The organism is Eggerthella sinensis, assembly GCF_003339815.1.
Taxonomy (GTDB): domain Bacteria; phylum Actinomycetota; class Coriobacteriia; order Coriobacteriales; family Eggerthellaceae; genus Eggerthella; species Eggerthella sinensis.
In genome coordinates this window covers 1-11,616 of record NZ_PPTT01000050.1, presented here as the reverse complement: position 1 = coordinate 11,616, position 11,616 = coordinate 1, and the positions used below count along the sequence as shown (strand labels likewise).

Genomic DNA, 11,616 nt, shown 5'->3' with positions numbered 1-11,616 from the left:
GGGTCGATCTGCGGTGCCACGGGGGGAGGGATTGGGCGGCGCACGATCGAGGTGAGCGGGACGGAGGAGGGGAGCCGCGTCCCGCTCACCTCGATCGGTTCCGGGGAGGTTGCAGTTTCCTCCCCGGAACGCGATCAGCGGTGCGGTGCTAGTACAGCAGGACCATGGGGTAGCCCAGCTGGTAGATCAGGACGCGGAACATCACGGACGCGGCCAGGATGACGATGGCGGCAACCACCATGTACACCTTCGAGTCGCCCACCTTCTTCTTGGCCACGAGGGCGCATACCAGCGCGATGACGGCGCAGATGATGGAACCCCAGAACATCAGGGCGCCTTCGCCCGTCATCATGACGGTGAGCAGGCTGTCGATGTGCACGGGAGCGGTGGTCATCGACGTCGGGTCGGCGTAGTAGCCGAACTGCGCGATGCTCGCCATGCCGCAGGCTGCCACGAACACCGCGTCGCCCACGAGCTGCACGATGGAGGCGATGAACGTCAGCTGGATGCCCGTGCGCTCGGCCGCCTCGTCCTTCTTGAGGATGGCGATGAGCCAGATGGCCACGGCGCCCAAGATGCAGGCATTGCCCAGGTAGAACGCGATGAGCGCCAGGCCCCAAGCCGGACGGGCCGGCATGAGGTAGGAGTGCGCCGTCGCGATAACCATGCACGCGGCCACCACGATGGTCACCCAGGCGAGCGCCTTGGAAACCGGCTTGTCGCCGCGGAGCATCACGAACCAGATGACGATGATGATAGCCAGCGCCACGCAGCCGATGAGCTCCTGGGTGATGCCGGACGTGATGTGCCCGAAGCCGTTGAAGATGCGCTCCCAGTGCTGGAGGTGCAGGAAGGCTCCCAGGCCGCCCACCACGAGGGACACGGCGGACGTGATGAGCGCGGTCATCTGCAGGGTCTTACCTTCGCCTTTGAGCGCCAGGATGGACATGCCACCCAGGATGCCGCTGGTCAGGCACACGAACAGCGTGAAGATGACGAGAGGCCACTGAGTTTCCATTACTCATCACCTCCTTCCCAGTGCTGTCCACGCAAGATGTACGAGTACGACGGCTTGTTGCCCACGTCGGGAAGCTTGTGCATGTCGGCTTCGGTAAAGGGCTCAAGGAAGTCGACCATCTTGCGGCGGTTGCCCAGCGGGTCTTCCGAGCCCTCGAAGGACTCAAGGCCGTCCTCGGTATCGCCGATCCAGCGGGCGTTGCCGCCGCACTGGCTGACGCACTGGGGCAGCTCGCCCTGCTGCAGCTTCTGCTCGCACAGCGTGCACTTCTCCACGACCTTCTCTTCCTCGTTGAGGTAGCGAACGCCGTAGGGGCAGGCCATGACGCAGAACTGGCAGCCGATGCACTTCTCTTTGTCAATCTGGATGGAGCCGTCCTCGGCAACGTGCGACGCCTCGGTCGGGCACACCTTCACGCACTCGGGGTTCTCGCAGTGCTGGCAGCTGATGGGCAGGAAGTACATGTACACGTCGGGATACTGTCCCGAACCGCCGGGGATGGGGTTCGGTCCCACACGGACAACCTTGTTCCAGTAGCTGCCGATGGGCACGTTGTTCACGCCTTTGCAGGCAACCGAACACGCGAGGCAGCCCACGCAACGGTTGAGGTCGGTGATGATAGCCTTCGTCATGGTTTACTCCCTCCCTTCGTAGGTCGGCAACCATTCCTTCAGACGGGGGTCGTCGGAGGTATGGATGATCGGGGTGCCGGTGCTGTCGCACGGCACAGGGTTGTTGAACGGCGAGTTCTCGGGCGTGGCCTTGTAGATCTTCACCTGGTAGGCGCGCAGGTTGGAGCTACCGGCGTGCGGGTCTTGCGCGCCGTGGTCGATAAGCTGGTTGACCTGCGAGTGCTGCCAACCGTGGCCGGCGTCTTTCACCTCGGGGTACCACCAGGTGTGCTCGAGGTTGACAACGTCTTCCTTCACGCCGTAGTACAGGTCGGCCACTTCGCGGATCTTGCCCCACTCGGTTTCGATCCACACCCAGTCGCCCTGCTCGATGCCGTACTCGGCAGCCGTCTTCGGGTTGATTTCCACGCGCGGCACGGGCCACAGCTCGCGGCACCAGGGAAGCTGACGGTGCTCGGAGTGGAAGTACACGGGAATACGACGGCCGGTGGTGGCGGTCAGCGGGTACTCCTTGATGCGGTCGCCGTCCTTCGGGCCATGAGGCGGCTCGTCCCAGCTGGGCAGCCACCAGTCGCGGTGCTCGGGATGGTGCGTTTCCATGACGGTGGACCAGATTTCCTGCTTCATCGTCGGCGTGAACCAGCCCGGCTTCCAGTCGCCGATGCCCTTGCCGGCCGTGTAGTCGAGGCGGGCCCACACGCGGTCGCGTGCGCGCATCGCGCCGGTCTGGTAGCGGCGGTACGTGCCCCAGTTGCGCGGCTCGACGTCCTTCGCCTGCCACCAGCCGTGCTGCTGGAAGGCTTCCACGTACTCGTTCCACGTCTTGTACTTCGGCGTCACTTCGGCCATGGGCACGCCGTGGCGCTCGAACGTGGGCTTGCCGTTCTCGACGTGCCACGTGGTGTAGGTGAGCTCGTCGTCGGTGAGCAGCTTGATGGAGTCGTCCAGCTGCCAATCGATGGAGGGCCACTCGTTGCCCGGCTCGTTCGTCCACTGCCAATTCATGCGCTTGGCCAGGTCCATGACGATCTCGGGGTCGTACTTGGCTTCCGCGGGCGGCTCGATGCACTTCACCGTGGCGCCCATGGCGCCGGCGGCACCTTGGCTGGCGCGCGGCGAGTTGAGCTCGATCCAGTGCGCAACCGGCAGGATGATGTCGGCCGTGTCGTTCTGCGGCGTGTGCCACAGGTTGAGGTCCACGTAGAAGTCGAGCGAGCACAGGGCTTCCCAGGCGCGGGTCGTGTTGCACTGGCTCATGAAGTTGCCGGACTCGTTCCACAGGGCGCGCACCGGGTAGGGGTCGCCCGTGATGACGGCGTCCCACAGCGCATGGCTGTCGCACCAGTACTGCCACCAGCTGATGAGCGGGAACTTGTCGATGCCGATCTGCTTCTCGTTGACTTCCGCCGGCGGGGTGGAAGCGCCCGGCGCCCAGGCGCTGAAGCCCTGGAGGTCGCCGTCGATGGGCACGATGGTGGGGCCGCGGTGGCCGCCCGGGGTGTCCATGTTGCCCGTGATGCCCACGAGGTTGTCGAGCGCGCGGGAGTTCTGCACGGAGTTGCAGCCGTGCTCGATGGCCAGCATGTACTGGATGCCGCCGTTGCCGTAGCCGGTGCTCGGGTCGATGCGCGTGCCGTAGGTGGTGGCAGCGGCTTCGATCTCGGAGGCGGGGATGCCGGTGATCTCCTCGGCGGTCTTCAGGTCGTACTTGCCGCACTGGGCCTTGTAGTACTCCCACACCGGCTTGACCTTGTACGTCTTGCCGTCCTTGAGCTCGATCTCGAACTCGCCGTCGAGGGCGGGGTCGATGGCGGGGTCGAACGGCATGGGATCGGGCAGCCAACCCTGCGTCTGGCCGGGCAGGAGGTTGTCCTGGTTGGCCTCGCGGCCTTCGCGCGCCTTCTCGGAGTCGTAGTTCTCGCCTTCCCAGAAGCCGCCCGTGTCGTCGATGTTGCCTTCCTGGTCAGCGTTGAACCAGGTGAACGGGCCGTACTCGTGCTCGATACCTTCGGCCTTGAGCTTTTCCCAGTTGTTGTCGTACACGAGGAACTTGTAGGGGCTGCCGCCCTCTTTGACGTCGCTTTCCTTGAGCAGGAGCGTCTTCACGTCCCAGTACGAACCGTCGGTACGGACGGTGGGGAAGCCGGAGGGCTCGATGTCCTCGCACACGAGGAACGGAGCGTTCGTCCACTTCTTGACGTACAGGTCGTCGTAGAGCTTCTTCTCGATGATGACGTTCGTCCAGGCCAGGGCCAGGGCGCCGTCGGTGCCGGGGCGCAGGTGCTGCCAGTAGTCGGCTTCCTTGCCCATGTTGGCCATACGCGGGTCGACGCTGATGTGCACGTCGGCGCGCGACGCGACGTCCACCGTGGTGCGGCAGGAGTCGTCGTAGTTGGACAGCTCGGAAGCGCCGCCCCACTGCACGTATACCTTCGGACGCGTGATGGTTTCCATCCACGACATGGCGAACTGCGACACCATGGTGGTGGCGAAGTGGCGCGGGCCCTTGCAGATCTGCCAGGCTTCCACGTTGTTCGGCGTCTCGAGCATGTTCTTCAGGATGGACTCCGAGTGCATGCACCAGATGCGCGACGTGCCCACCTGGCAGGCGATGGCCTCGCCGCCGTACTGCTGCTTGATCTTCATGAAGTTGTCGACGACCGACTGCATGGCCTCGTCCCACGTGACGCGCTGCCAGCCGGGCTCTTCGCCCTTCGGGTTCGTGCGCTTCATGGGGTAGTGCAGACGGTCGGGATGATACGCCGCCTGGATGGACGACTGCGACTTCGTGCAGCAGTTGCCCATGGACTGGAACGCACCCTCGTCACCTTCGACGCGGATAGCGCGCCCGTTCTGCACGATGACCTTGACGCCGCACTCCATCTTGCCGCAGCCGCGGCAGCAGGTTTTCACGGCGACGGTGTCGTTGCCGGACGCTGCGCTGTACGTTTGATCGGCCAGCGCGACGCGCGTCGAGCCGCCGAATGCGGCAGCTGCGGCGCCCGTGATGGCTGCGGTCTTGACGAACGTGCGTCGTGACATAGTCAGGGTTCCCATACTCCTCCTCCTTCTCCTCAAATCTCGTCTCGTTCGGTACTGCTCTCGTCTGGCGATCGGGGAAGGGGGTTTCCGCTTGTGCGGTGCAGAGTTCCCCGGTTCGCACGGTGACCATACGGAAGCGAGGGGCATGCGAGCATCGTCGAAACGTTGCGAGGCCGGGAACGGCGCATCATAAATTCTTATGATTTTCAGATCATGAGAAACATGCAGACGGTGATGACCAGGTAAAATGGTGCGGATGCATCATGAATTATACTGAAACTAGTATAAAGTAGAGCGCGGTAATCATTATCGTTATACGTATAATCAGATCTGCCGATTGAGGGATCGGCGGAAGCATGATTGCACGGCTCGACGGGCGGGGGGAGCATGAGCATGGAACAGCTTCGATCAACGCGGGGATCTTCGTGGGGCAAGGACCTCTCGCTCAAGCGCGTCATCGGATTCTCGTTCGATCGCCTGTGGATGCTCATGGCGTTCTACAGCATCGTTCCGTATCTGTACTCGTCCGACGTGCGCGGCTCGCTGTACACCACCTTGTTCATATCGCTGTGCGCGATGGTGGTCACGCTGCTGTTCGTGTCGGTGATCATGCGAGGACAGGACAGCATTGCCGGCAACCGCACCATCGTGGCGGTTGCGGCGGCGGTCACCTGCGTGGGCAGCCTGCTGACGCCCTTCTCCGACCTCAATACCACGTACGGCATGCTCATCCTGGGCATCAGCAGCATTATGACCGGCACCGGTTCGGCCGTGCTGTTCCTCGGATGGATCGGTCTGTTCTCGGGCGTGGGAGGGCGCTTGTCGCTGTTCGAGCTGTCGGCGGGCATGTGCGTCGCGTTCGTCGTGTCGCTCGTGCTGGTGGCCGTGCCGCCCTTGCTGGCGAACATCGCGGTGATCTGCCTGCCCTTGGCGTCGGGCTTCATGCTGGGCCGGTTGGGCGGCGCGAAGGCGCCGGCGTTGCCGCTGCCCGAGCAGCCGCCGTCGGGACGCACCGTGGGGCTGTTCGCGAAGGCGTTGGCGGGTGCGGTGCTCGTGGGGATGCTCGAAGGCTTCTTCGATGTGCTGTCGGGGTACCGCACGTTCGAGGTGCAGGACGTCTACGGGATGTATCTGCTGGCGGCGGGCTTCTTCGCCATGCTCGCGGTGGTGCTCATCGCCGTGTTCCTGTCCCGCGACGGCGTGTTCTTCGCGTACCGCTTCGCCATGTTGCTGCTGTGCTTGGGCTGCCTGCTCACGCCGTTCATGGGAGACAACAACACCTATTCGAGCGCAATCATCTTCGGCGGTTACAACTGCTTCACCATCACCTTGTGCGTGGTCTGCATCGATGTGGCCAGGAGCTTCCGCATCGGCGCGGTGCGCACCATCGGGTTGGGGCTGTTCGCGCTGTGCGGCGGCGAGGTGATTGGCTCGGCCATGGCGCATGGGCTGCACATTGCGGGGTTCACGTCGTTCGACCTGGCCGGTGTCACGTTGGTGGCCGTATCGGCGCTGTTCGTGGCGCACCTGTTCCTGTTCACCGAGACCGACCTCATCAAGTTGGGCATCGGCGAGGTGAGTCGGGTGCTGCCGGGTGCGGACGAGGGCGTGGTGGCGGAAGTCGACGAGAGCGTGGGGGAGGACGAGGACCCCGTGGACCCGTGCGACGCCATCGTGGAGAAGTTCAGCCTGTCGCCGCGCGAAAGCGACGTGCTGCCGCTGCTGCTGCAGGGCCGTACCATCTCGCGCATTCAGGAAACGCTGTTCATCTCGGCGGGCACGGTGAGCACGCACATCCGCCATATCTACCAGAAGACGGGCGTGGACAACCGTCAGGAGCTCATCGACCTCGTGGAGCGCACGCGTGAGCATGCGGAAGAGGTCGAATAGCCGCGATGGAAACCGCCTACCTGCACGAATACCGGTGCGTGGCCGAGTGCGGCAGCTTCACGGCCGCTGCGCGCGAGCTGCACCTCACGCAGTCGACGCTGAGCAAGCATGTGGCCGCCCTCGAGCGCGAGTTCGGAGCCGACCTGTTCGTGCGCGACCGGAGTGGCCTGAAGCTCACGGCGGCGGGCGAGGCGCTGTACGCGCAGGCCGGGCAGCTGGAACACGTGCTGCGGCAGACGCGCGGGCTGGTGCACGCGGCGGCAGCGGGCGCGGCGGGCGAGGGGCGCGGCGAGCGCGGAGGACGTGCGGACGGGGCGGGCTTGGCAGGTGCGGCGTCGGCTGCGGGAACGAGCGTGCGGCGCGCGGCATCGTGCGATGCCGTGCTGCGCTGCAAGTGCCGGATGGCCGCCGAGCGCTACGGCTTGGATCGGCAGGAGACGGGCGCGCTCGTGCTCTACCTGGAGGAACGCGGGTTGAAGGCCATTCAGGACGAGCTGGGGCTTTCGCGCGACAACGTGGCCGACGTGCTGGGGCGCGTGTACCGCAAGCTGGGCGTGAGCGGCAAGCAGGAGGCGCTCGACATCGTCCATTCCGTTTCGGAATGATGGTAGATTCCCCGCGAGAGGTCGGGCATACTGACCTCCGATAGTTGAAAGCACTTGATGAAGCTGGGGGGCTTCAGGCAGAGGGTTTCATCCGAACATTTGGATGGAGGCCGAACATGAGTGCTTGTTCTTTTTCGTCGGTGGACGAGGTGACGCATGCCTTGCTGGAGCGAGGCGATGTCGCGAAGCTGCGCATCGAGCGCGGTGCGTCCGACGATCTTGCACCTGCCTTTCTGGCATACGCGAATCAGTTGAACCAAACGGGAACCCGTGCGCGCATCGTGTGCGTGGACGACGTCGCCGCGCAGCGCTTCCGCACGTCGCTTGAGGCCTACCCGGCGCTCGGCGCCGACGCGGTGGTGACCGTGCGCGAGCTGTGCCTATCGCTTGCCGCGGACGGGCGCGTGCGTGCCGCGATGGGCCGCGAGGCGCGTCTGCTCAACGACAACGAGCACGACGTGCTGCTGGAAGACCTCAAGGTGAGCGGCATCAAGCCGCGCCGCCTGCGCGAGATGCTCAAGTTCTTCTACAAGAGCATAAGCGATTGCTTCAGCGAAGAGCCGGGCTGGCTCGTCACGAACGAAGAGCAGATGGTATTCGCCATCCTCGAGGAGAATCTTGACGTGCGCCGGGCGCTGTTGCCGTGCGAGCTGCCGGGTCGGGTGTACCACGGTCTGGTGGATGCGGGTGCGGAGGTTGAGCCGCTCGTGCTGCTGGTGGACGACTTCGGCACGCTGAGCAAGGCGGCGCAGCGGCTCGTGCAGCACGTTGCCGGCGCGGGGCTCGTGGTGGCGGGCGCTTCGACCGAGGCGCGCAACGCCGAGGAGCCCTACCCGTGGATCGAAGGGTTCGCCTCGTTCGCGGACGCGACCGGTGCCGATGCCTGGACGCTCGAGACGGGCGCGGGCGCGCCGGTGGGCGCGTGCATCGTCTGCCCCGATCCCTATGCGGAGTTCGCGTGCGTGGCCGATCAGGTGAAAGCGCGGCTGGACGCGGGCATGGCGCCGCACGACGTGCTGGTGGCCGTGCCGAACGGCACGTGGGCAGCGAAGATGGTCGAGGCGCTTGAGGCGCGCGGCATCGCCGCGGTGCGCGACGGGGGCGCCGGGCGCCTCAAGGGCGACCCGCGCTACGCCGAGAAGTGCGCCGACCTCAAGCTGGCCGCGTTCTTGCAGCTCATCCTCGACCCTCATGACTTCACGGCGCTGCGCTCCTGGATTGGCATGGGCGACTGGCTGCTGCGTTCCGACGCGTTCCTCGAGCTCATGGCCTATGCGCGCGATCACGAGATGACGGTGCCCGAGGCGGTGGCGGCGCTGCGCGCGATGGACGACGAGGCGCGCGGCATGAACGTCTTCGGCAAGTTCGACGCACCGCTCGACGAGCTCGACGAGCTGCGCCGCGCCTGCGAGGGCATCGGTCGCGACGAGGCCGTGCTGCTGTTCGAGCGTCACGGCATGCCGCTCGCGCCGCGTATGGTGGCGCTGCTGGGCGACGATCCCGCGCGCGCCGACCTCGAGAACCTCGCGCGCAACGCGTTTGCGGGGGCGGGCACGAGCGGGGGTGCCGGGGCCGATGCCGGTGCCGATGCCGTGTCCGTGGTGCCGTACCGCAGCTGCCATGGGCATTTCGCGCGCGTCACGTTCGTCACGGGGCTCGTGAACGGTTTCCTGCCGCGCCTCGACGCGGTGGACGACAAGTACACCATCGACCATCGCGCGGTGGCGCTCGAGCGCGAGCGCGTGCTGTTCGACGACGTGTGCGCGACGGCGACCGACGAGGTGGTGTGCACGCGCTTCGAACGCGACCGCCTGGAAAACACCGGCGTCCTCGACATGCAAACCGCCCGCGTGTTCATCAAGAACGGCATCCGCTACGCATCCGTGGTACCTTCCGCGTTCGTGTCCTAGCGCCCCGTTCCCCGTTTTCTCCCTTCCTGAAAGGATCTACCCATGAGCGATATCGAAGTGTTCACCATCGACGATGATTTCGACCCCCTGGCAGAGCTCAGCATCGACGAGGAGGAGGTGGCGCAGGAAACCGACTACCTGCCGCCCATTCCCGACGCCGAGCTGAGCGTGGTGCCGCCGAAGGTGGAGCTGCCGCCCGCCGAGCGCATCGCGAAGCTGATCGAGGGCATTCCCGGGCAGATGGTGCGCATCCTGCGCACCGTGGAGCTGTGCCGCGAGCCGCGCACCATGAGCGAGCTTGCCGCCGAGGTGGATGCGGAATTCCCGAACGAGGTGAGCGTGTACACGGCGGCGCAGCTCGTGCAGCTGCTCGAGCGCGCCGGCGGCGTGGAGCGCGTCGAGGACGAGGCACCGGCCGACGCGGGCGAGTCCCTTGTGGACGCAGACGGCTTCATAGTGGTGACGCCGGCGCCGCCGGTGCGCTACGTGGCCACGCAGGCCGGCCTCGACGCCGCGGAGGCGCGCGTGTCGGAGGCGGCCATCATTGCCATGCTGCAGGAGGAGCCGCAGTACCTGCCGCTGTACGAGCGCATCTTCTCGATGTGCTCGCGCGAGGGCGGCTGCCCGGTGAAAGAGCTCGACGCCGCCATCGACCACGATCCGCTGTGCGTGGAGCCGCGCCGTTTCTGCGGCTACTTCCTGGGCAAGCTCGAGCGCTTGGGCGCCCTGGAATGGAACACCGTGTGGACCGTCTCCGCTTTGGGGACTCAGGTTATGGCATCCGACATCTTCTCTCGCAACTAAGGAGCCCATCATGACTGAATACGACATCACCTTCGCCGAAGTTCTGCGCGGCCGCATGGCAACCTACCAGTTCCTGTCGCGGCTGTTCCGCGTCGAGGTCGATCAGGAGCTGCTCGACACGCTCATGACCATGAAGTTCCCGGCGAACACGGGCAACGAGCTGGTGGACGAGGGCTACCGTCTCATGTGCAGCTATCTGGGCAAGGCCGATGCCGCCGTGCTCACCGACCTCGCCGTGGACTACGTGCGCGCGTTCATCGGGTCGGGCAACGACGGCTTCTCGGCGGCCTACCCGTACGAGTCGGTGTACACGAGCCCGAAGCGCCTCATGATGCAGGACGCGCGCGACGAGGTGCTCGTGCTGTACCACGCCGCCGGGTTGGACAAGCAGGAGAGCTGGAAGGAAGGCGAGGATCACATCGCGCTCGAGCTGGAGTTCGAGCAGATTCTCATCGAGCGCGCCTTGACGGCGCTCGAGCAGGGCGAGGACGAGACGTGCCTGAACCTGCTGCTGCAGCAGCGCAACTTCCTGGAAGATCATCTGCTGGCGTGGTATCCCATGATGGCGCACGATTTGCAGAAGTTCCCGAACACTGACTTCTATCGCGGTTTGGGCAAGCTGACCAGCGGGTATTTGCGCAACGATTTCGAGTTCCTCACCGAGGTGCTTGAGGATAACGGCGTGCTGGCTGGCGACGCCGTCGAGGAGCGCGAGGTTGCAGAGGGCGTGGCGTAATGAGCGAGCCCGAGGAAAAGAGGAGCGCGCCGAAGGGGGCGTCGGTTTCGCGCCGTACGTTCGCGCTCGGCGCCGTGGGCGCGTGCGCGGTGGTGGGCCTGGGCGGCGTGAAGTACCTGCCGAGCCAGACGTTGTGTCGCCCGCCGGGAGGTCAGGACGAAGAGCAGCTGGTGGCAGGGTGCGTGCACTGCGAGAAGTGCCGCGAGGTGTGCCCGCACAACGCCATCGCGCCCGCGCATATCGAGCAGGGCATTCTGAACGCGCGCACGCCGCGTATGAACTTCAAGAGCGGGTGGTGCGACTTCTGCGAGAACGAGCCCGGCGGCCCGAAGTGCATTGCCGTGTGCCCGACCCATGCGCTGACCGAGGTCGACCCGACCGCGGTGATCATCGGCATCGCGGAGCTCAATCGCGACTGGTGCCTGGCGGCGAAGGGCATGGGGTGCCACGAGTGCGTGGACGTGTGCACCTACGAGGCGCTTGAGCTGGGCTACGACAACGTACCGGTGGTGGATGCCGACGCGTGCAACGGATGCGGTGCCTGCGAGCTGGCCTGCATCTCGCTGTCGGCCGGCTCTATCACCACGGGCGCAACCGATCGCGCCATCGTGGTGAAACCCACCGAAGAAGCGGGAGCGTGATCGCATGAAGAAGAAAAACAGCCTGCGGGTTCGGTTTCTCGTGATGCTTGCCGTGCTGGCGGTCGTGGCCGTGGGCTACTTCACGGCCGGCGGCATCGGCAACCTCTGCGGTATCGGCTTCGGCGACATCACGCTGCTGTGCCCCCTCGGCGCGCTGCTGGCCATGCTCGCCCAGAAAACCGCCATCCCCCTGGCCGTGATAAGCGTGATCGTGGTGCTGCTGATCTGCATCGTGCTGGGCAAGGTGTTCTGCGCCTGGGCCTGCCCCGTGCATTTCATGTCGCGGCTGAGGAAACCCCGCCATGGCGCCGCGGATGGCCTCGCCCATGCCCCCGCCC

The 11,616-nt window shown here is 65.5% G+C and carries 10 protein-coding genes; 7 read left to right on the top strand and 3 right to left on the bottom strand.

From position 1 onward, the window contains the following. Positions 1 to 148: 148 nt before the first annotated feature. The 3 genes from C1876_RS16915 to C1876_RS16905 are packed head-to-tail and all read right to left on the bottom strand — an operon-like array spanning position 149 to position 4,707. The gene (locus tag C1876_RS16915; protein ID WP_114547892.1) at positions 149 to 1,018 is read right to left on the bottom strand and encodes a dimethyl sulfoxide reductase anchor subunit family protein; all 870 of its coding nucleotides are present in this window, start codon (positions 1,016 to 1,018) and stop codon (positions 149 to 151) included. Further along, positions 1,018 to 1,650 (bottom strand): 4Fe-4S dicluster domain-containing protein, encoded by a 633-nt coding sequence (locus C1876_RS16910; RefSeq protein WP_114547891.1) that lies wholly within the window; start codon positions 1,648 to 1,650, stop codon positions 1,018 to 1,020. The genes C1876_RS16915 and C1876_RS16910 overlap by 1 nt, the downstream gene beginning before the upstream one ends. Positions 1,651 to 1,653: 3 nt before the next feature. Next, a complete protein-coding gene (locus C1876_RS16905; protein ID WP_114547890.1) occupies positions 1,654 to 4,707 on the bottom strand; it encodes a dopamine dehydroxylase in 3,054 nt (1,017 codons plus the stop codon). Between the two features lie 378 nt (positions 4,708 to 5,085). On the opposite strand from C1876_RS16905, the gene C1876_RS16900 reads away from it, so the two are divergent. The 7 genes from C1876_RS16900 to C1876_RS16870 all read left to right on the top strand — a co-directional run. Next, complete coding sequence (locus C1876_RS16900) at positions 5,086 to 6,582, top strand: helix-turn-helix transcriptional regulator (protein WP_114547894.1); 1,497 nt, start codon at positions 5,086 to 5,088, stop codon at positions 6,580 to 6,582. A 5-nt stretch (positions 6,583 to 6,587) separates the two neighbouring features. Further along, a complete protein-coding gene (locus tag C1876_RS16895) occupies positions 6,588 to 7,187 on the top strand; it encodes a LysR family transcriptional regulator (protein WP_114547889.1) in 600 nt (199 codons plus the stop codon). Positions 7,188 to 7,303: 116 nt separating this feature from the next. Next, positions 7,304 to 9,097, top strand: a complete 1,794-nt coding sequence (locus tag C1876_RS16890) for a DEAD/DEAH box helicase (protein WP_148044529.1) — start codon at positions 7,304 to 7,306, stop codon at positions 9,095 to 9,097. 42 nt (positions 9,098 to 9,139) lie between these two features. Next, positions 9,140 to 9,901: a MarR family transcriptional regulator gene (locus C1876_RS16885; protein ID WP_114547887.1), complete on the top strand. Its 762-nt coding sequence runs from the start codon at positions 9,140 to 9,142 to the stop codon at positions 9,899 to 9,901. Positions 9,902 to 9,911: 10 nt separating this feature from the next. Then, positions 9,912 to 10,637, top strand: coding sequence for a TorD/DmsD family molecular chaperone (locus C1876_RS16880; RefSeq protein WP_114547886.1), 726 nt, complete (start codon positions 9,912 to 9,914; stop codon positions 10,635 to 10,637). After that, the gene (locus tag C1876_RS16875; RefSeq protein ID WP_114547885.1) at positions 10,637 to 11,278 is read left to right on the top strand and encodes a 4Fe-4S dicluster domain-containing protein; all 642 of its coding nucleotides are present in this window, start codon (positions 10,637 to 10,639) and stop codon (positions 11,276 to 11,278) included. Before C1876_RS16880 ends, C1876_RS16875 begins: the two co-directional genes overlap by 1 nt. 4 nt (positions 11,279 to 11,282) lie before the next feature. Next, positions 11,283 to 11,616, top strand: a 334-nt coding sequence (locus C1876_RS16870) for a 4Fe-4S binding protein (protein ID WP_114547893.1), incomplete at its 3' end; no start/stop codon positions are given.

Excerpts from the sequence above, each read along its gene's own strand:
- C1876_RS16915 (WP_114547892.1), bottom strand. The coding sequence starts at position 1,018 with ATGGAAACTCAGTGGCCTCTCGTCATCTTCACGCTGTTCGTGTGCCTG.
- C1876_RS16910 (WP_114547891.1), bottom strand. The coding sequence starts at position 1,650 with ATGACGAAGGCTATCATCACCGACCTCAACCGTTGCGTGGGCTGCCTC.
- C1876_RS16905 (WP_114547890.1), bottom strand. The coding sequence starts at position 4,707 with ATGGGAACCCTGACTATGTCACGACGCACGTTCGTCAAGACCGCAGCC.
- C1876_RS16900 (WP_114547894.1), top strand. The coding sequence starts at position 5,086 with ATGGAACAGCTTCGATCAACGCGGGGATCTTCGTGGGGCAAGGACCTC.
- C1876_RS16895 (WP_114547889.1), top strand. The coding sequence starts at position 6,588 with ATGGAAACCGCCTACCTGCACGAATACCGGTGCGTGGCCGAGTGCGGC.
- C1876_RS16890 (WP_148044529.1), top strand. The coding sequence starts at position 7,304 with ATGAGTGCTTGTTCTTTTTCGTCGGTGGACGAGGTGACGCATGCCTTG.
- C1876_RS16885 (WP_114547887.1), top strand. The coding sequence starts at position 9,140 with ATGAGCGATATCGAAGTGTTCACCATCGACGATGATTTCGACCCCCTG.
- C1876_RS16880 (WP_114547886.1), top strand. The coding sequence starts at position 9,912 with ATGACTGAATACGACATCACCTTCGCCGAAGTTCTGCGCGGCCGCATG.
- C1876_RS16875 (WP_114547885.1), top strand. The coding sequence starts at position 10,637 with ATGAGCGAGCCCGAGGAAAAGAGGAGCGCGCCGAAGGGGGCGTCGGTT.